At 60.8% G+C, this 21,187-nt stretch carries 9 protein-coding genes; 7 read left to right on the top strand and 2 right to left on the bottom strand.

All coding sequences use genetic code 11. The annotated features are described in order from the left end of the window. The first annotated feature begins 2 nt into the window (after nucleotides 1–2). The 3 genes from LRM19_RS13275 to LRM19_RS13265 are packed head-to-tail and all read left to right on the top strand — an operon-like array spanning nucleotide 3 to nucleotide 4,047. Entirely contained in the window at nucleotides 3–2,528 is a 2,526-nt protein-coding gene (locus tag LRM19_RS13275; protein WP_271369102.1) for a fimbria/pilus outer membrane usher protein, read from the top strand. Continuing rightward, nucleotides 2,519–3,037 (top strand): fimbrial protein, encoded by a 519-nt coding sequence (locus tag LRM19_RS13270; RefSeq protein ID WP_111964279.1) that lies wholly within the window; start codon nucleotides 2,519–2,521, stop codon nucleotides 3,035–3,037. Before LRM19_RS13275 ends, LRM19_RS13270 begins: the two co-directional genes overlap by 10 nt. Further along, nucleotides 3,037–4,047, top strand: coding sequence for a fimbrial protein (locus LRM19_RS13265; protein ID WP_271369171.1), 1,011 nt, complete (start codon nucleotides 3,037–3,039; stop codon nucleotides 4,045–4,047). The genes LRM19_RS13270 and LRM19_RS13265 overlap by 1 nt, the downstream gene beginning before the upstream one ends. 3 nt (nucleotides 4,048–4,050) lie before the next feature. On the opposite strand, the gene LRM19_RS13260 is transcribed toward LRM19_RS13265, so the two are convergent. Next, nucleotides 4,051–4,575, bottom strand: a complete 525-nt coding sequence (locus LRM19_RS13260) for a lipocalin family protein (RefSeq protein WP_109845916.1) — start codon at nucleotides 4,573–4,575, stop codon at nucleotides 4,051–4,053. Nucleotides 4,576–4,692: 117 nt separating this feature from the next. On the opposite strand from LRM19_RS13260, the gene LRM19_RS13255 reads away from it, so the two are divergent. The 4 genes from LRM19_RS13255 to LRM19_RS13240 all read left to right on the top strand — a co-directional run bounded on the left by LRM19_RS13255 (nucleotide 4,693) and on the right by LRM19_RS13240 (nucleotide 8,227). Then, nucleotides 4,693–5,418, top strand: coding sequence for a MerR family transcriptional regulator (locus tag LRM19_RS13255; protein WP_111964278.1), 726 nt, complete (start codon nucleotides 4,693–4,695; stop codon nucleotides 5,416–5,418). Nucleotides 5,419–5,517: 99 nt separating this feature from the next. Continuing rightward, nucleotides 5,518–5,931, top strand: a complete 414-nt coding sequence (uraH, locus tag LRM19_RS13250) for a hydroxyisourate hydrolase (RefSeq protein ID WP_271369099.1) — start codon at nucleotides 5,518–5,520, stop codon at nucleotides 5,929–5,931. A 102-nt stretch (nucleotides 5,932–6,033) separates the two neighbouring features. After that, entirely contained in the window at nucleotides 6,034–6,993 is a 960-nt protein-coding gene (locus LRM19_RS13245; RefSeq protein ID WP_111964276.1) for a YbgA family protein, read from the top strand. Between the two features lie 145 nt (nucleotides 6,994–7,138). Further along, a complete protein-coding gene (locus LRM19_RS13240; RefSeq protein ID WP_271369097.1) occupies nucleotides 7,139–8,227 on the top strand; it encodes an AAA family ATPase in 1,089 nt (362 codons plus the stop codon). 617 nt (nucleotides 8,228–8,844) lie between these two features. On the opposite strand, the gene LRM19_RS13235 is transcribed toward LRM19_RS13240, so the two are convergent. Further along, complete coding sequence (locus LRM19_RS13235) at nucleotides 8,845–21,174, bottom strand: hemagglutinin repeat-containing protein (protein ID WP_271369095.1); 12,330 nt, start codon at nucleotides 21,172–21,174, stop codon at nucleotides 8,845–8,847. Between the last annotated feature and the right edge of the window lie 13 nt (nucleotides 21,175–21,187).

Raw genomic sequence — 21,187 nt, 5'->3', positions numbered from 1 at the left:
ACGTGAAAATAAAAATCCTGTGCGCCACGGTGATCTCCCTGGTGATTCGGCAAGCCGTGGCTGCTGAAAGCGAGCTGCAATTTAACCCCGCATTCCTCAACGGCGAGAGCGCGAACAGCGCCGATCTCGCCTGGGTCAACGCCGGGAGCGCGTTGCCGCCGGGTGATTACAACCTCAACGTGTATATCAATACCAACTACGCGTTCACAGGTAACGTCACGTTCCGCCTTGCTGAAGACAGTACGGGTGAAGCACTGCCCTGCCTCACGCCCGAGCAATTCGACGCGCTGGGCATCGATAGCCATCAGGCGAAGGGCGGAGTGCTGCCGCTGGCGCAACGCTGCATCGTCTTAACGAAGGCGTTTGCGGATACGCAGTTTGATCTGGACCAGAAGACGCTCACCCTGAGCTTCACCGTACCGCAAAGTGCGATGCGCAATTTGCCGCGCGGATATGTCAGCCCGGAAAGCTGGGAGGCGGGCATTCCTGCCGCGTGGCTGAATTACGTGGTCAATGGTTCGAATAATGAATATCGCGGCGAGACGCGCACACGGGAACAGCAGCTGTTTGCAAGCCTCAACAGCGGCGTCAACCTGGGCGCGTGGCGGCTGCGTGATTTCACCACGTGGACCAAAGACAGCAATGAACTTGCCCACGTGCAGACCTGGCTGCAGCGCGATATTCACGCCCTGCGCGCGCAGGTGTACGCCGGGGAAACGTACACCTCGGCGCAGGTTTTCGACTCCGTGGGCCTGCGCGGTATCGCCCTGAAAACCGATGACAACATGCTGCCCGCCAGCCTCAGCGGCTATGCTCCTGAAGTCCGGGGCATTGCGCGCAGCAACGCCACGGTCACGGTTCGCCAGAACGGCAACATCATCTATCAAACCTCCGTTCCGCCGGGGGCGTTCGTGCTGAAAGATCTCTACCCGACCTCCTCGGGAGGCGATCTGGCGGTCACCATTCAGGAGAACGACGGCAGCAAAACGCAATACACGCTTCCCTTTGCCAGCGTGCCGAACCTGGTGCGTAACGGACAGGTGAAATATGCCCTGGGCGCCGGGAAATACCGTCCGACGGGCAATCAGGACGCGCCCTCTTTCGCGCAGGGCGAGCTGTTCTACGGCTGGCGATACGGCCTGACGTTTTACGGTGGGGCGCAGTTTGCCGATCGCTATAACGGCCTGGCCCTCGGGTTTGGGCAAAACCTCGGCCGCTTTGGCGCCTACTCCATCGACCTGACCCACGCCCGCAGCCAGCTGGCGGACGATCGGCACTATACCGGTGATTCGGTGCGCCTGCGCTACAGCAAGCTGCTGAACGACATTGGCACGCGGGTTAACTTCTTCTCGCTGCGCTACTCCACGAAAGGGTTTTATACCCTCAGCGACACCACGTACAAAGGCATGTCGGGCGGATCGCCAAAGCAGACGGTGGAAGACGATGGCACCGTCACCACCCAATACGACACTGTGTACAACCTGCGCATGTCGCGTAAGGCAAAAAACCAGCTGCTGCTGTCGCAGCCGATGGGAGAATACGGCTCGCTGTCACTTTCGTGGGATCAGCAGACCTACTGGAACACATCAAATACCACGCAAAGCCTGCAGTTTGCGTGGAACGCCACGTTTCGTAATGTGTCTCTTGGCGTCAGCGTCCAGCGAAGCTCGAGCCTGTACGATGACAAGAAAGATAACATCCTGTCGATGTCGATTTCGGTCCCGCTGGGCAACCCGACGCTGTCGACCCGTGCGCGCTTTACCACGACCCATGCGGACTCCACCGGCACAACCGCCAGCACGGGCGTGAGCGGCTACCTGCCGGGCCAGGAAAACCTGTTCTATAGCGTCAACCAGCGCTACAGCGCGCAGCAGCACTACGGCGGCGATGCCACTCTGCAATACGAAGGCGCGTGGGGAGATTACAACCTGGGCTACAGCTACACCAGCGACTCCCGCAACCTTAGCTACGGCATCAGCGGCGGCGCGGTAGTGCATGAAGATGGCCTGACGCTGAGCCAGCCGCTTGGGAACACCAACATTCTGGTGAAAGCCCCGGGGGCCAGCAACGTTGCCGTGCTTAACCATAAGGGCATCAAAACGGACAGCCGTGGCTACGCGGTGATCCCGTACGCCACGCCGTACCGCGTTAACCAGGTCGCGCTGGACGTGACGACCGCTGGCAACGACGTGGAGCTGGAAAACGCCATCGCCAACAAAACGCCTACCGATGGCGCCCTGGTTCGCGCCACCTTCGCTACGCACCAGGGGGCAAAAGCGATGTTTATCGTGCGTCACGGCAACGACGTACTCCCCTTCGGCACGCTGGTCTCGCTCGATGATGACAAAACCAGCGGCATCGTCGGCGATGGCGGCAGCCTGTATCTCTCCGGTTTGTCAGAGAAGGGCACGCTGAACGCCGTGTGGGGTCGCGGCAACCGCCAGCGCTGCGCCGTTACCTATGCCTTAAACAAGCAGAACTATAGCGCCCGCACCGGTCTTTATTCTCAGGAGGTGGTATGTCAGTAACGCTTCGGATCGGCTGCATTGCGCTGCTGCTGGTTTTCACGCTCCCCGTTCGCGGCTACGACGTGCTGGTCTCCGTCACCGGCAATTTGATCGGCAACACCTGCGTGGTGGCGCAGGACTCCGGGGAGCAGAACGTGCCGCTGGGCACTATTGGTATTAAACAGTTCAGCCGTGCCGGGGCCGTCAGCAATATCAAAACGCCCTTCACGCTCAGGCTTGAAGCGTGCGGGCCAACCTTTGCTGGCGTAAAAATTCGCTTCAGCGGAACGCCGGATGATGCCAACCCGCAGCTGCTGAAAATTGCCGACGGTGGCGCTACCGGCGTGGCGGTGCAAATCCTCGATAAAGAGAGCGTACTCATTCCCCTGAATACAAAGACCACCGCATACGGAACCGCGGGGGATGACAGCGTACAGATGACCTTCTACGCGCAGCTGGTTGCCACCGCTACGCCGGTGAGCGCCGGTGATGTGTCAGCCCTCGCCACCTGGACAACGGAGTATCTATGATGCGTTTAGCGTTTCTTCTCAGCGGATTACTTTTCTGCACCAGCGTACAGGCGCTGGACTGGAAATCGGATATTACGCTCTCCCCTCAGCCGATGACCTACAGCGGGCCAGCGGACTCCGTGGTGCCGGGAAGCATTATCGGCTCAACCTGGAGCGCCACCGCCAGCGTGCAGCAGGTGTTCTGGTGCGGGCTTATTTTTACCTGCAGCAAAGGCACGCTGCAGCCCAGCAGCAGCGCCATCTCAAGCGGTGCGACGGTCACCGTCGACGGCGCGAATTACACCATTTTTGAGACCGGCGTACCGGGCGTGGGATATATCATCGGGCTGAAGGATTTTAAGAGTACACAATATATTCCCCTGCAGACCGGTATCACGCAAAGCTACCCGGCAGAGGGCACCAGTGGGTTTGCCCAGGATCTGGGATGGTCAGCAAAGGTCACCTTTATTAAAACCGGTGCCGCCCTTAAATCCGGCGTCTATCAAATCCCGACCATCAACGCCGCGGTGCTCACCGCCTATAACAACGAGACAAAAACGGCGCAGGTGATTATCAGCCCGACCACCATCACGGTGACCGCCAGCGGGTGTACGGTCGGCAGCAAAAACGCCAGCGTGGCGCTGGGCACCATTGATATTCGCACCCTGCCCACGGTAGGAAGCACGTCGCCATCAGGGACGTTTACCGTCGGCCTGACCTGCGACGCGAACGTGGCGGTTCACGCGGTGATGACCGATCAGACCACGCCGTCGAACACCTCGTCGGTGGTGACGCTGACCGGAGACTCCACGGCGTCCGGCGTTGGGGTGCAGTTTTTCTACAACGGCAGCGGGCCGCTGATGATGGGGCCGGACAGCTCGGCCGCGGGTGCGACCGGCCAGTTCTTTATCCAGAGTACCACGGCGGCACAAACGCTCACGTTACCGTTCCAGGCGCGGTACATCCGAACCGGTGAACTGGTCCCCGGCTCGGCCAACGCGCTGGCCAGCATTACGTTTTCCTACCAGTAGGGGCTACTGCTTCACCCACACCAGCTGGTCAACCCGGAAGCCCAGACTGCGCGCGGTGTTCAGGTAATCCTGCTTCACCGCATCCGGGATGGTTGGCGTGCGCGACAGGATCCACAGGTAATCGCGGTTCGGGCCGCTCACCAGCGCGTACTGGTACTTATCGTCCAGCCTGATGACGTTATAGCCACCGTAGAACGGGCCGAAGAACGACACCTTCAGCGCGGCCGTGGTCGGCTCGCCGGTGAAGTACGCTTTGCCTTCGCTCTCATTCCACTTGTTCTTCACCGGATCGTAGCCCCGATTAAGCACGCTGATGCCGCCGTCGCTGCGCTCGCCGTAGGTCGCCGTCACCTGCTCCAGCCCGCGTTCGAAGCGGTTTTCCAGACGGGCGACTTCGTACCATTTGCCGAGATAGCGGCTGGCTTCGAAGTTGGTAATAGGCTGCACGCCTTTCGGCGGCGTGGGGGATTTACAGGCGACCAGCGTCAAAGCAATCGCAACACCGGTCACAACAGGCCATAGCTTCATGAGAATTCCTTTCATTTGCGCGGTTGGATGTTAAGTGTAGTGCACCGTTTCGGCGCTTCATCCCGTTCGGGAAAATTCGTAGTATATTGAGAGTATTCCTCCACTCTGGACACGGACATGGCTTACTCCATCGGCGAATTCGCCAGACTCAGCGGCATCACCGCCACCACCCTGCGGGCGTGGCAGCGTCGCTACGGTTTACTCAAGCCACAGCGCACGGAAGGCGGCCACCGCCAGTACAGCGATGAGGACGTCCAGCAGGCGCTCAAAATCCTCGACTGGGTCAAAAAAGGCGTCCCGATCGGCCAGGTCAAACCGCTGCTGGAACGCCCGACGCCGGGACGGACCAACAACTGGCAAACCCTCCAGCAGAACATGCTGCAACGCCTGCAGGACGGCAAAGTCGAGTCCCTGCGCCAGATGATTTACGACGCCGGACGCGAGTACCCAAGGCCAGAGCTGGTCGCGAACGTGCTGCGCCCGCTGCGCAGCCAGGTCTCGGCCAACGTCGCCGCCGCCATGACCCTGCGCGCGATCCTCGACGGCATCATCATGGCCTACACCTCGTTTTGCCTCGAAGGCGATAAAAAAGCGCCGGGCGATAATATTCTGCTCAGCGGCTGGCACCTGAACGACCCGTGCGAGATCTGGCTCGAAGCCCTAACGCGCACCGGCCAGGGCCACCGCATCGACATCCTGCCGGTTCCGCCTGACGCGCTGGCACCGGAAATTTTCCCGGAGCGTAAATGGCTGCTGGTCACCAGCGGCAAGCTCACCGCCGCGCGGAAAAAGCAGGTGGAGCAGTGGCAGCAGCAGGTATCGCTTGAAGTAATTATCCTCTGATAATTTTCTCCTGCGGGAATCTTCACGAAAAGTTGAATATTTTCCCGCGCCGCAGATGCTAACGTTTTCCTGTGACGTATAACTCCACAGGAAAATACCATGAAAAAAACTGTCCCTCTGCTGATGCTGGCCGCGATGGCCTTTACCCCTGCCGCCTTTAGCGCCGCCCCGGCCGGCACCCTGAGCGTACACATCCTCGACCAGCAAACCGGCACGCCTCCACCGGGCGTCACCGTCACGCTGGAAAAGCAGCAGCAGGACAAATGGACCCCGATCGCCAGCGGTAAAACTGACCAGGACGGACGCATCAAATCACTCTATCCGCAGAACCAGGACATGCAGCCTGGCGTGTATAAAGTGACCTTCAAAACCGCAGAGTACTTCCACGGCAAAAAACTGGACTCCTTCTTCCCGGAGATCCCGGTGCTGTTTACCGTGACCCGCACCAACGAGAAGCTGCACATCCCGCTTCTGCTGAGCCAGTACGGTTACTCGACCTATAAGGGCAGCTAAGACGCATTGATTCTAAAGGAATAAAAAAAATAGTTCCGCGAATACTTGGACAAATTAGTCATTTTGTGTAAGTTTTAATTATATGAACGGGAGGACGACACCATGACGACGAAACCAGTGCTGGGTATTAGCGGATGTTTGACCGGATCCGCCGTTCGCTTTGACGGCGGACACAAGCGTATGGGCTTCGTCATGGATGAGCTGGCCCAGTGGGTAAATTTCAGGCCCGTCTGCCCTGAGATGGCCATCGGTCTGCCGACGCCTCGCCCGGCCATACGCCTGACGCTGACGGAAAGCGGCGAAACGCAGCTCCGTTTTAGCAAGCCGCCTCATGATGACCTCACGCAGAAAATGGCCGACTTTACGGCGGACTATCTGCCAAAAATCGGCGATCTGTCGGGATTTATCGTCTGTGCAAAATCCCCAAGCTGCGGCCTGGAACGCGTGCGGCTGTACGATGAAAACGGCAACCGGGGCCGCAAGGAGGGGGTCGGGCTGTTCACCGCTGCCCTCCTTGAAACCTGGCCGTGGCTGCCCGTGGAAGAGGATGGACGCCTGCACGATCCGGTGCTGCGGGAAAACTTTGTCGAACGTGTTTTTGCCCTGCACGAACTGAACACGCTGCGTAAAAATGGCCTCACGCGCCGCGCGCTGCTGGACTTCCACAGCCGTTACAAACTCCAGCTGCTGGCGCACCATCAGGCGGGTTACCGTGAAATCGGCCCGTTCGTTGCCTCGCTGCACGAGTGGGAAGACCTGGACGCCTTCTTCGTGGCGTACCGGGAAAAGCTGATGACCATCCTGAAGAAACCCGCCTCGCGGAAGAATCACACCAACGTGCTGATGCATATTCAGGGCTATTTTCGTAACCAGCTCAACACCCGCCAGCGCGGCGAGCTGCGCGATGTGATCCTGCATTATCGCAACGGACAGTTGCCTATCCTCGCCCCGATCACGCTGCTGAAGCACTACCTGGCCGAATATCCCGACCGGTATCTGATGACGCAAAACTACTTTGATCCCTATCCTGATGATTTGGGTCTGCGTCTGGCAGTCAAGTGATGAAAAAAATGCGAAGGCCCCATTGACCCACAGAGGCCCAAAGCAGTACCCCGTTTAGACGACATCCTCACTGTCGTCTCTTTTTTGCATTTCATCTCAAAGACTGTGATTATATACAGGCTTATTCTGCGAAAGGGGCCTGCCTGTGATCAACACCCTGCACATTCAAAACTACCGCTCCATCCGCGACATGTCGCTGGAGCTTGAGCAGCTCAACATCGTCTTCGGCCCGAACGGTACCGGGAAATCCAATATCTACAAGGCGATACACCTGATGCACAGCGCCGCTCAGGGGCAGTTTTCCCAGGCGCTGGCGAACGAGGGCGGCATTCTGAAGGTGTTCTGGGCAGGCAAAACCCGCAGCGACCAGCTGCGGCGGATGAACCTCGCGGTAGAAACAGAGGCCTACGAATACGAGCTGCAGGTCGGGTTTGTGGAGAAGCTGCCCTATCCCTCGCAGTTTCAGCTCGACCCGGTGATCAAAGAGGAGTCCATCTGGCTGAGCGGCCAGCACCGTCGTCCTTCGTCCCAGCTGATGAAGCGCAGGAATCAGGCCGTATTTCTGAATAACGTGCATCACGAGAAGGTGACCCACAGCGGCACGCTGTACGAGAACGAATCGGTATTCGGACAGCTCGGCGAACCGCACCTTTACCCGGAAGTGTCGCAGATGCGCGAGTCCCTGCGTAACTGGCGATTTTATCATGAGTTTTCTGTATCAATCGGCTCGGCGATGCGGGCTCCGCAGGTCGGCTTCCGCTCTCCGGTGCTGGCCAGCGACGGCGCTAACCTGGCGGCCGCGTTTCAGACCATTGTCGAGATTGGCGACGAGCTGCTGCTGATGCGCATCCTTGACCAGGCCTTCCCCGGCTGCGTGTTTTACAGCGACAACGCCGGCGGACGTTTTCGCATGATGATGCAGCGGGAGGGGCTGAGCAGGCCGCTGGAACCGGCGGAGTTCTCCGACGGCACCCTGCGCTTTCTGTGCCTGGCGGTAGCGCTGTTAAGCCCGCGCCCACCGGCGTTTATCGCGTTGAACGAACCGGAAAACAGCCTGCACCCGCAGATGCTGCCCGCCCTGGCGAGCTTAATCGCCGAGGCCAGCCGCTACTCTCAGATCTGGCTCACCAGCCACTCGCCGGAGCTGGCGCAGTTGATTGAGAAGCAGCGATCGTTTTCGCTGTATCAGCTGTCTATGGCGGAGGGGGAGACGAGGGTGGAGAGGCTGGGGTAGTCTCCAGGGGCACGGAGACTGTTTTTTCGCATCTCGCTCATGCTAACTATCCTCGATAACAATTCTATCCGACGACGAATGCTGGTGAGCGGTTCATTTTTCTATTTTAATTCTCATCCACTTAAACTTTTGTAGTTGAGTTTTCCTGCACCTTAATTACTTTGCCAGCAACATCACCTGCACACGTTATAATCCCGATAACAGTGGCGAGATAATCAAGCGCACTGTGTGCTTCTATAAAACGGCACAATTTTTTCTTATAAAACTCATTCGTTTTCTGCTTCGACACGCTCTTGCGCCATCTGCCGGGCCGTTTTGCAGTGAGATACTTCATCCAGCAAGTCGCTCAGTGAGCTATCCTCAGCGACTATTTTTCCGGCGATACTCATGCAATTTATTTTTTAACCATATCCCTACACCTAATATTAATCCTGTAATACTCCCTTTTATTAATGCGATATGTAATGCCTTTTTCCATGAAAAAAGGAATTCACCATCGTTAAAATAAAAAATTGTTGACACTCCGAACTGGCATATGAACAGAACAATAGTGACTAAAAATGTACAGTACACAACTAAGAAAAGTAGCCAAAAGATACCAACCTTACTGAAGACACTCATTGCTTCTTCTCCCGTTTGTCTAACTCATCTTTTACCACTTTCCCTGTAAATTCAGAAGCAGTAGAACCTGTAACTGCACCAATAACATCCTTTGTCACTTGATCAGCTACTGGAGACAATGAATCAACAACTTTCCCTCCTAAACTACCAGCTAAACTTCCAAATCCAGTACTTATCACAGAGTTAGTCGGGTCTTCCCCTTTAATCGCACTGCCAATCGCAGCCCCCCCCATATTGATTGCCGCTGATACTTTCCAGCCTTTCCCCGTAGTTGCGGCAGATGCCACTCCCGCCATAATGGCATCAACGTAGCTGAATGGTTCATTTCCACTAAGTTGAAAACCAGTATTCACTGCTGTTCCTATCGCAGCATTAACAGCCATACCTTCTCTTATTGTAATTCCCAGCACGCTACTACCAAACATAAGAGGCGCATCACCAATACTGGCATTAGACTCATGGTAGCCCCAGGTATTTACAATGCTCTGGGCCTGATTCAAAACTCCATTGTCAGGATTACGTTCATAACCAGGATAAGCAAAAAGATTCTGCACCATCTCTTTAGCTCTATCTGCACCATAAATGTTCTGCATTTCAGCAGCATAGACTCTAACATAGGTACTTAATTCGGTTCGTTCAGATTCTGATAATGAAGAAGGATCGCGCCGAAACTTATCCATTAGCGCATCACTACGTTTATCAGCATTTTCCAGTTTAATCACGTCATTAGCCGCCGCCAGCGATCTATCCCCCTGCTTTATTTTCTCAATAGCTTTATCAAGCTTGTCCGAAGATGTCGCACCAAGGAAATTATTCTCAACACTATTCTTCCCGGCACTGGCTCCAGCCGCCGCACCAGCCGTATTTCCTCCAGCAATCCCGCCTGCTATGCCCGCTGAAACAGATGCCAGCGTACTCACGGTCTGCTTCTGCTCTTCCGTCAGTTTCGACGGGTCTGTGTCCGGATAGAACTGTCTGGCGATTGCTGTCGCAATCAGTTCGCCGGATGCGGCCCCCACAGCGCCTGCTGCGGCACTGTTGCCCTGAAGGGCTGCGGTTACGCCGCCGAGGATGGCATGGGCAATCGCTTTTGCCGCCGTATCGTCATCAATGCCTGCATGATGGCCGATGATATTCGCCAGCTCCGGTGCCGATGCGCCCGCCAGCGCCCCTCCGATATTGCCGCCCGCCAGTCCCTGCAGCGCTGCCGTGGCCGCCTGGATGCCGCGCTGCATGGCGCTGCCGGTTCCGTACGTCACCATCACTTCTTTGTATGCCTGGGTATCTCGCAGTTTCGCCAGATAATCCTGGCGCTCTTTTTCTGTCGCGTTTGCCGGGAGTGTTGCGCCGGTTTCTTTCTGGGCCGCCTTCAGCCCGTTAAGATCACCCTGCGTCCTGGCAATATCCGCTACCTGGCTGCCAATTTCGCTGATCATCCCAACCGCGTTCAGGCGGTTCTGCTCTTTCTCCTTGTCGAAGATGGGGCTGATGCTGTCGTTAGCATGTTCGGTGTCGCGGCTCAGATCGGCCACGTCCTGCTTCTGGTTTGCCTTGTCGCGGATGGTGAGGGAGCCTTCTGCTAAGGCGGCCTGCGTGGTGCCCTCCTTATGGCCTTTATTACCCGCAGCGGAGATCATGCCGCCCGGCAGGTTACCCTGGAATTTATCTCCAAAGCTGCCGCCGCCGCTCAGGCTGATACCGGAGTGCGAGGTTTTAAAGTCCGCCTCGTTGTGGATATCGCTGAAGCCCAGCGTCCCGGTGTCGAGGCTGTTTTTATCCGGCGTGGCGGTAGAGGCGATAACCGCGCCATCAAGCTGGGTGTGATGCCCGACGGTGATGTCGAAGCCGCCGTCCCCGGCATACAGCCCGGTTTGTTCGGCCACCGAATCAAAGCGGCTCTTCATCTTGTCCTGGCTGGCGTTGATATAGCCTGAACCGGACATGGTTCCGAAGGTGAAGCTGCCCCCCGCTGCAACGCTGGTCTGCTTGCTGTCGTAGTCGCTGTTGTTCTGCTGGCTGCGCATCAGCAGGTCGTGACCAACGTCTGCCACGATTTTATTGCCGTTAACCTGAGCGCCATCAAGCACGGTGTCGTGCCCGCTTTTAAGGGTGACGTTTTTGCCGCTGTCGATTGTGGTTTCGGTCCAGTCGGTACCGTTGCCTTTATCCTTGCCGTGCGCGGCGTTGACGTTGGCAAACACGCTGATACCCGCGCCGCTGCCTCCGGCACCGATGCTCACGCCAATGCCGCCACCGCTGCTGCTGTTCTTGCCGCTGGTCTTTTGGGTATTCGCCGCGCCGGACAGCAGAATATCGTTCTGTGCATCCAGCGTGGTATCGCCCCCGGCTTTCAGCTGGCTGCCCGCAATCACGATGTCCCCGCTGTTCGCGCCTTTGTTTTTACCGTTCGCGGTGATGGAGAGATTATTGCCTGCGTTCAGCGTGCTGCCTGCCACCGCATCACTCTCAGCATGCTGCTGTGATTTCGACTTCTGGGTCGTCAGCGAGAGGCTCACACCCATTGCGTTCGGATCGCCGGTGGTTGCCGCCATATCCGCTGCCTGCCCGGCCTGCACGCCGGACAACACCGTTTTGGTGGCCTGAAGGGCTTTCAGACGGCCATCACTTTGCTCTTTGGTCTCCTGCGCCGCGCTCACGGCATTGTTAATAGCGCTACCGACGGTGCCGGAGAGCGCCACGGTGAGCCCGCTTTTCTTCTGCTCGAAGGTTTCATCCCGGGTGCGCTTGTCGTGCCCCGGCTCGATGATGACGCTGTCGCCGCTGAGGCTTAAATCCTTCCCGGTGATAAGATCCGCACCGCCGATATGGGCCTGGTTTCCGGCAGAAATCGCGACGTTACCCCCCGTCGAACCCACCGTACTGAAGCTCTGACTCTGGGTGGTGCCCTTCTCACGGAGATCGTGCGTGCTTTTGCTGCTGCCGATGGTGAAGCCAATCCCGCCCGAGCCCATCAGGCCGGATTTTTTCTCTTCCTTAAAGCGCCAGGAGGTGTCCGTGTTGGTGGCCGCCACGATATCAACGTTGTTGCCTGCCTTCAGCTGCACGTCGCCATCGCCCGCGATAGCGGAGCCTGACACCAACAGGTTATTGCCCGCAACCACCTGCACGTTGTCGCCGCTCAGCAAAGAGCCGGATTCACGCGTCGCGCTGTTCTCCTCGATGGTGTGGGTGGTTTTCTTGCTCAGGAACCCTTTTTTGGTTTTGGTCTGCTCTTTGTAGTGATAATCGCTTTCGGTTGCGGTATTGAGATTGACGTCACGGCCTGCCGCCACGCCGATATCGCCCTTCGCCGTCACCTGCGCGGCTTCGGTGGTGACATCGCGCCCCGCGAGGATTTGGGTATTCGCCCCGCTGGCGATCTCGGTTCCCTGCTGGCGTACCGATTCGTTGATGACGGTTTTCTTGCCTGACCTATAGCTGTCGCCCTGCGTGGTCTCTTCCGCCGCCAGATTCACGTCGCGACCCGCCTGCAGCCCGACGCTTTTCTCCGCTGCCAGCGCGGCGGCCTGAGCGTTGATATCCTGCCCGGCCTTCAACACCAGGTTATCGCCTGCGGAAATCGTGGTGCGGTCAAGCCCGGTGCTGTGGGACTCGCTTTTCCCTTTCCGGCTGCTTTCGCTGGTTTGCTCTGCGTTCAGGTTCAGGTCGTTGCCCGCGCTCAGCCCCGCGCTGCCGCCCGCCTTCAGGTCGCTGGCGGTCACGTCAAGGTTGTGCCCGGCATTCACCAGCAGGTTACCGCCCGCGGTGACGTTACTGCCCTGATACGTGACGGACGAACGGCTGGTTTTCGCCCGGCTGGAGCTGAATGCGTCGTTGATCTGATTCGCGTTGACGGCAATATCGCCCCACGCGTTCAGCAGCATATCGCCGCCGGAGGCCAGGTTCGCCCCGGTAACGGTGATGTTTTTCCCCGCCTCAAGGGACAGACCATCCTGCGCGGTAATCGATGCCGTGTTGCCCAGCAGGGTGTCTTTCAGGCCGATGTTGCCGTACTTCCCGCCGGCGTTGATATCAATCTGCTCAACCTGGGTCAGGTTATTGATGCTGCCGTCCAGGCTCTCCAGCGCGATCGTTTTGCCGCTGATGGTGGAGCTGATGTTATTGATATCGCCGATGGCGCTCAGGTTCAGGTCGCCGCCCGCTTTCATCAGGCCGTTGCTGAGGTTGCTGATGCTGTTCTGGCTGTCGAGCGTCAGGCTGTTTTTCGCCAGCAGCGTGCTGCCGCCGTTGGTGATGCTGCCGCCCTTCAGGGTGACGTTGTTGCCTGCGATCACGCTGCCGTTGTTGACGGTGACGTCCTTCGGCGACAGGTAGAGTTTCGGTACCATCACCGTTTCGCCGTTGACGGTGGCTTTCTCCCACCACAGCAGGCTGTGGTCGAGCGCGGCAATCTGATCGGCGGTCAGCGAGACGCCAAACTGCAGGCCCAGCGACTGCTGCGCCGCCGCGGCGTTGTCCATCAGGTAGCGCATCTGATCCAGATCGGAGCCGATACCGTTCAGGTAACGGTTACCGGTCTGGTTGAGCACCACGTTGGAAACGTAGCGGGTATCGAACGCCGCATCGCCGAGGAAGCGGTAATCGTAGTCCGGGTTCAGGTTGAGGCGGCCCAGCATGTAAGACGAGCCGAGGAACTGCTTCTCGTCCGTAAACGCCAGCCGCGTCTCCTGCGGCGCAGTGGACGACGCTTTGATCCCGAGCATCGCGTTCAGGTCGGCAAACAGGGCGGGATCAAGCTGTCCGAGACCGTTCAGTTTCGGGTTGATGCTGATCAGGTACGGGCTTTTCGGGTTGTCGGAGAAGACAAAATAGCCGTTGTTGCCCGACGGCAGCGGGTAAGCGCTGGTATCGACGCGCTGGCCCTGATAATGCCCGACGGCGCCGCCCTGAGCGGTTCGGAGATCGGCGGTGGTGACCCCGGCGTTCGCCAGCGCGCCCAGTTGGCCGAGGTTCGCGTTGCCTTTCTGCGTGGTGGCAATGTTGCTGAGAAGCGTGCCGGACGCGCCGCCGTTTTCCAGCGCGCCGCCGCCGTTAAGCTGCTGCAGCGCGCCCTGGAGCCGATCGTTCCACTGCGGCGAGTTCACCGCCACGGTGCCGGTAGCGTTCAGCCCCTGTTTTTGCACGCCGCTGCCGATGGTCTGGTTGCTGAGGGTGTTCAGCGACGGGGTGGAGATAACGTTGCTGACGCCGCCCGCGTTAGCGGTGGTATTAGTGTTGCTGATGTTGCTGGTGAAGTTTGCGGTGACGTTGCCGCCCGCCTGGATGACGGCGCGTAAGGTTTCGCCCTCCACAGATTCAGTCGTCAGACCTTGTAACTCATAAATAAAGGTCGAGTTAGCTTTTGGTCCAGGATATCCCGATTCCGAAGATGAACCCCCAGTAGAACTGAGATACTTATAATTATAAAAAGTCCCCGTTGTTCCCGATTGATAGCTCTCATTGTTCAGCTGCGAGCCTGAAAGAGATGCGTTACGTTCACTCAGTATTTGACTTGATTTATTTTCCAGAGTACCAGCATTGATAACCAAATCGCGCCCGGAAGCGATGCGCCCCGCGCCACCGCTCGCACTTACATCAAGATGTACCACTGAGCCAGCAAAGCGCATTTGGCTGCTCTCTGCGGTAGGAACAAAAGATGAACTGTAAATATCGTACTCAATTGCACAAGTACAGTTGCGATATCCTTTGGTTTTCGTATTGCTGATTCTGTAAGACGTTGAAGGGAGACTCAGGACAAGCAGTTCAATCGTTGCATCACCGACGTTTTCAGCCAGTTGTGAAGTCTCCGTCCAGCTATTTACCGAAAGTCCATCACGGGTATTCAGCAAATGCCCCGTTCTGATCGCAATATCACCCCCCTGCGTCTCAATATTCCCCGACGTGTTCACCACCTGGCTGTTCGCATTCCCCGCCGCATCCCGCTGCATCCACAGGTTGTTCCCCGCCATGATGTCGCCGCGCTGGTTAGTGATGCTGTCGGCAAACAGCGCCAGATTATTCGCCGCGTACAGCAGCGCGGTATTAACGATGGAGCCCGGCGCGCTGAGGGTCAGCGAGCCGCGCGTGCCGGTGAAGCCGTCGACGGTAATATTGCCCCTACTGGCAATGGTGATGTCGCCCCCGCCCTGCACCGAGCCCGCGGCGTTCAGCGCCACATTGCTGCCGGAGAGCGTGCTGGTGCCGCCGCCGGTGGTGATTTGTCCGTTGTTGCTGAGCTGCCCGCCCGCGCTGAGGTTAACCGCCTGCCCCTGCAGCACGCTGCGGTTATCGATGTCGCCGCCGCTGCTGATGGTCAGGGTTCGGCCTGCCGCCACGGCGGTCCGGCTGGTAAACGCGTTCGTCAGCTGCAGCGTTAAGTCCCCCAGGGACACCAGCTGGCCGGTCAGGTCCAGCCCCCGGCTCTGCAGCCACAGGTTGCCGCCGCTCAGCAGCCTGCCGCCCGCGCTCTGGATTACCTGGTCGGCATTGATGTTCAGCTGCGCGTTGCCGAGCAGCGTGCCGCTGTTGTTCAGCTGGCCGTAGTTAACCGTCAGCTGTCCCGCCTGGGTGGTGCCCTGGCTGGCAAACGCGGTGCCGGTCAGGGTGGCGCGATCGGCCACCCACGTGCCGCCGTTGGTGGCGTTTGCCGCATTGAGTATCAGGTCGGTGGCCTGCAGCCAGCCGGTGCCGGTGAACTGCGGCGTGCCGAGCGTCAGGCGCGCGCCGGAGAGCAGCCTGCCGTCGTTACGCGCCTGCGAGGAGGCTGTCACGCGCGTCTCGCCGCCGCCCTGAATCAGGCCGTAGTTAAACAGCGCGGGCGTGGTCAGCGTCAGCGCATCGCGGCTGACGATTTCGCCTCCGCTGCTGTTGGTGAGCGTCCCGCTGAGGGCCAGCGTCGCGCCGTTATCGCCCTGCAGACGTCCGCCGTTGGTGAGCGCCCCGGTGGTGATGCCGAGCGTGCCCCCCTGCATTTTGCCGTCGCTGGTGACGGAGGCCGCCGTGACGTTCAGCGCCCCGCCGGACAGCAGGGTGCCGCCAGACTGCTGGCTGACCGCGCCGGTCTGGCTGAGGGTCAGGCCATTCACGCCGCTGATGGCGCCGCTGTTGCTGAGCGTGCCGCCCGTCAGCGTCAGGTTTTTCGCCGCCCACTGCCCCTGGTTCGCCAGCGTCGCGGCCTGCAGCGTCGCCGCACCCAGCGCGGTGATCTTACTGCCCGCGGTTCCGGTGAGCGTGTCGGCCAGCGTCATCTGCAGCCCGTCGGCGCTCTGCACCGTGCCGCTGTTGGTGAGCGACTGCGCGTTAAGCAGAATGTTCTGCGCCTGCCAGCTCCCGGCGTTGGTCACCGCGCCGGATGCCATGGTCAGCACGCCCTGAGTGAGAAGCCTGCCGCCTGCGCCGTTAATCAGCGCCTGCTGCGGCGCGGCCATCGCCATGCGCGCCATCAGCCGCTGCTCCCCCTGAACGGTCAGGCTCTGCAGGCCGGTCAGCGTGCCCTGGTTGTTAATGCTGTTCTGATGCAGCGTGAGGGTGTTCCCCTGCACGGTGCCGCTGTTTTTAAGCGTGCTGCCGCCGAGCGTCACATCCCCCTCGCTGAGGAGCTGCCCGCGGTTGTCCAGCGTCTGTGCGGTGATATCCGCCCGCCCCTGGCTCATCAGCGAGCCGGCTGAGGTCAGCGTGCCGCCGGTCGTGGCCGTCAGCGCTCCCTGGCTGAGCAGGGACCCGCCGTGCGTCCAGTCGCCGGTGGCGCGGATGTCCGCGCCGTTCCCCTGCAGCGTGCCCTGGGTGGTCAGCTGGCCTGCGTCCAGCGTCAGCATGCCGCCGGAGAGGGTGCGCGAGGTCGCGCCCGTGGTCAGCGTGGTGCCGGTGAGCGCCAGGCCATTCGTTCCCTGCATCAGCCCGCCGTTGTTCATATCGCGGGCGGTGAGGGACAGCGTGCCGCCGGTGATGCGCCCCGGGTTCGCCAGGGTGTCCGCGGTGAAGGTGGTTGTGCCGCCGCTCTGCAGCAGCCCGGTATTGGTTAACGCCCCGCTGAGCGTGCCGCCAAGTCCCGTCTGCCCGTTCACCGTGCCGCTGTTGGTGAGGGTGGTGCCGGTCATGCCCAGCGTCGCGCCCTGCAGCGTACCGGCGTTCGTCAGCTCTCCCCCCGTCAGCGTGAAGCCGCCGCCGGAGAGCCATTTGCCGTTCAGCTCGTTGATAAAGCGGTCGGCGGCGGCGTTAACCGCGCTGCTGCCCTGCATCAGGCCGCTGTTGCGCAGCTCCGTCGCGCCAGCTGTCAGCGTTTTGCCCGCCACCGTGCCGCTGCTGGTCAGCGTTGTCGCGTGAAGCGCGGCATCTCCGGTGGCAACGATGTTCCCCGTGCTGGTCAGTGCACTGCTCAGGCCCAAATCCAGGCTCTGCGCCTGAATATCGCCCCGGTTCGTCAGGTCGCTGCCCCGCAGGGTAAACCCGCCGTTCACCAGCAGCAGGCCGGCGTTATCGAGCGTGTCGAGGGACAGGTCCAGAGAACTGCCGCTAATCAGCTGCCCGGTGGCGCCGTTGCTCAGCGCGCGGGTGGTCAGCGCCAGCGTGTCGTTGCCCTGCAGCATGCCGGTGTTGGTCAGCTGCGCGGCGTTCACCGTCAGCGCCTTCCCGGCCAGCTGGCCGTCGTTGAACAGCTGGGCCGCCGTCAGCGTGAACAGGTTCTGGCTGAGCAGGGCGCCGGTGTTATCCAGCCTGCCGGTCGCGGAAAGCGTCAGGGCGTCCAGCGCCTGAACGCTGCCCTGGTTATTCAGGCTCGCGGCGTCCAGCGTCGCGCGGCGCCCCTGCAGGCTGCCCGCGTTGCTCAGCGTTTGTCCGCTGAGCGTCAGGGTCTCGCCGCCCGTCACCTGGCCCTGAGGCTGGTTCGTGAAGGTGTTGCCGGACCAGGCCAGCGTGCTGCTGCCCTGAAGCAGGCCGCTGTTCTGCAGGTCGCCCCGCAGGGTCAGCACTTTCGCCAGCAGCTGGCCCCGGTTATCGGTCCTGCCGGCCTGGACGTCCAGCGCCTGCTGGCTGAGCACCTTGCCGCTGTTGGTCAGCGTGCCGGTCACCGCCGCCGTCACGCCCGCTTCCCCCAGCGCGTTGCCGGTATTCATCCACTCGCCGGTGGCCAGGTTCAGGGTGTTGCCCTGCAGCAGCCCGGCGTTGGTCAGGGTGGTGTGGCGCAGGCCGAGCGCGCCGCCGGAGAGCAGCATGCCCGCCTGCAGGTTGCTGAGCTGTGCCCCGGTCGCCGTCAGGGAACGGGTCCCCTGCAGCGTGCCGCCGTTGGTCACCGACGCGCTGTTAAACTGCGCGTCAGTACCGGCCATCAGGCCGCCGTTCGTCAGGCTGGCGGCGGTCAGCGTCAGGCCGTCCCGGGCAATCACCCGCCCGTCGGCATCGTTGCTGGCCTGGCGGGTCAGGTTCAGCAGCAGCGCGGTGGCGCTGAGCTCGCCGCTGTTGGCCAGCGTTTCACCGTTAAGCGTGAGCGTTCCGCCGCTGCGCAGCGCGCCCCGGTTAGTGAGGTCTGCCACGCCGAGCGTCAGCGCCGAGTCCCCCCCGACGGTGCCCTGGTTCTGCAGGCTGTCCGCCGTGATGTGCAGGTCGCCGGCCGCAATATTGCCCGCGTTAGCAAACGCAGTGCCGTTCAGGGTGAGCCGGTCGTCCGCCAGCAGGCGTCCGCTGTTGGTCAGGCTGAGGTAGTCGCTGCTCAGGCTGACGCCGTTGATTTCACCCTGGTTTGTCAGCGTGTCGCCTTTAATGCGCAGCGTGCCGTCGGTAGTGATAAGCCCGCTGTTAGACAGCACCGGAACGTTCAGCGTTAAATCCTGCGTGCTGTAGACCGATCCGCCCGCGAGGTTCGTGAGCGACCCGGTCTTCAGGTCGAGCAGGGTGGTTCCCTGCAGCAGCCCGCCGTTCTCCACCGAGGCACCGTCCAGCGCCAGCGTACCGGCAATCAGCGTACCGCTGCTGGTGATGCGCCCGGGGGCCGTCAGGGTCATGCGGTCCGCTTTTGCGACGCCGGAGTGGAGGATGTTATTTCCGCTGAGGCTGAGGGTACCGGCGGTGAGCTCGCCGCCGCTGGTCAGGTCGCCGGTTGCGTTAAAACTCAGCGCGTTACCGGTGGATTTCCCGGCGTGCGCAATCGTGCCCGCCGTCACCGACAGAGCACCCTTCGCCGCCTGCGTGCCGTTCAGCGCGGCATTCTGCGCCTGCAGAGTGAGCGCCTGCCCACTCTGCAGATGCGCATCCTGGCCGGTGCTCAGGTCGCCGGTGCTGACGGTTAATGCCCCCGCCGCGTCCGTCTGCCCGTTCAGGCTGGCGCTGCGGGCCGCGGTAATCTGAACATTGCCCTGACTGGTGGTACGGGACGCCTGACCGCTGGTCAGGGTGCCGGTCTGCGCCGTCAGCGCCGTCGCGCCGGACAGGGTGCCATTCTGTTCAAGCGCGTCTGCCGTCACGCTCATCGTCCCGTCAGCCAGCAGGCTGCCGCTATTACGCAGGGTCTGCTGCGCCGTGACGTTCGCGTTGCCTTTCGCGCTGAGCGTGCCCCGCTGCTCCAGGGTACCGGCGCTCAGCGCCAGGTTGCCGGCGCTCTGCAGGGTACCGCTGTTAGTGACCGTCTGCCCCTTCAGGGTGACGTCGTTACCCTGCGCCGTGCCGCCGTTCGTCAGCTCTCCCGCGTTCACGTCCAGGCGGCCTTTCGCCGCCAGCTGGCCGCTGCTGGACACCCTGTCGCCGGAGAGCGCAATGTCGCGCCCCGCATTCACCTGCCCCTGGTTACTGACGGCGCTGCCCGTCAGGCGGACATCGCCCGCGGCATCGGCCCGGCTCTGGCCGTCCAGGACTATTTGCCCGCCGCTCAGGGACAGACTTTCTCCTGCCGAGACCGCGCTGGCCGTGGAGGACAGCGTGCCGCCGCTGCTGAGCGTCGCGCGGGTATTGCTTCCGCTGCGGGTATTCGTCAGGGTGATATCCTTCCCGGTCGCCACGCTGAGCGCGCCTTTGCTGGTGACGCTGCCGCCGCGCTGCGTCAGGCTGCCGCCGGTGGACAGCGTGGTGTCGGCCTGACCCGTCAGCGTCGCATCCGCAAGCGCCATTCCCTGTTTGCTCGTGACGGTCAGCGCCCCGCCCTGTGCCGACACGCCGCCGCCGTTGACGGTCAGGGTGTCTTTACTGTCCAGCGTCGCCGCGCCGCGGGAAACCAGGGAGGTATTGCTGAGCATCATCCCCTGCCCGCTGCTCACCGCCAGCGCGCCCGCGCTGTTTGTCCCGCCGCCTGTCGTCTGCACTTTCCCCGCAGCGGAAAGGCGCATATCGCCCTGGCTGGCGAGCGTGCTGTTACTGAGCTCCACATCCCGCGAGCTGGCCACGCTCAGCGCCCCCCCGGCCTGATGGCTGCCGCTGAGGGCCACCCCCGCGCCGTTCGCGGTAATCGAGCCGCTGGCCAGGCTGTTCGTGACCGTCAGTTTCCCGCCCGCGTCCAGCTGAATGTCGCCCTGGCGCGCGGTGAGGTTGCCGAGGTTCACCCCCACGCCCGTCTCGCTGGAGACCAGGCGAATACGGTTCGCATACATCCCGCCGAGCGCGCCGGTATCCACGGCCACCACGGGCGCGGCGCCCTCACCGGCAATCGGCCTGACGCTGCCGTCTGCCCCCACGCGGTTCGCCCCTGCGGTCACCGTCAGGTCGTTCGCGTGGATCGCGGCGTTCACTTCCGTCGCGCGCGCAATAATCGACAGCGCGTCGCTCTTGCTGGCATCCAGCCCCTGGCCTTCAACCGTGATGGCCCCTTTCGTCACCTCCAGCGCCAGCAGGTTACCGCTGGCGTCGAACTGCGGTTTCCCCGTGGTCAGGGTGACGTTCGGGGTGTTGATAAATCCGCACCCGTTACAGGTAATGCCGTACGGGTTGGCCACCATGACGTTTGCTGCTTTACCGGCAACTTCCGTGTAGCCCTGTAGCTGCGAGCGGCTGGCACCCGTGACTTCGTTGATAATGCCTTTCGCTTCCCGCCCGGCCTGCAGGTTGGGGTTGTTCTGGATAAGCCCGCCCAGCTGGGTCTGGGTTAAACGGTCCGTACCGTTGTTGAGGATAAGCCCCTCTTTGCCGACGTTATACTCACCGAACTGGTTATGCGAGATACCCGCCCCGTTGGGCGTGGCGATGTTGACGACCGGCACCCCGTTCCCCGCCCGATCGACCGTGGTCTGCCCGGTCGGCGTGAGCGCCGCCGCGACGGCAGGCGCCATCGGCTGCCAGACCATCAGGCCGCAGACAATCCAGCTGATCAGACGCTGTGAGAAACGAACGGGTGGGTGACGGGTATCCATAGTCGTAGAGTCT

This window comes from Enterobacter sp. PI-10, assembly GCF_027947695.1.
GTDB lineage: Bacteria > Pseudomonadota > Gammaproteobacteria > Enterobacterales > Enterobacteriaceae > Enterobacter > Enterobacter vonholyi.
This window is presented reverse-complemented; position numbering and strand designations above follow the sequence as displayed.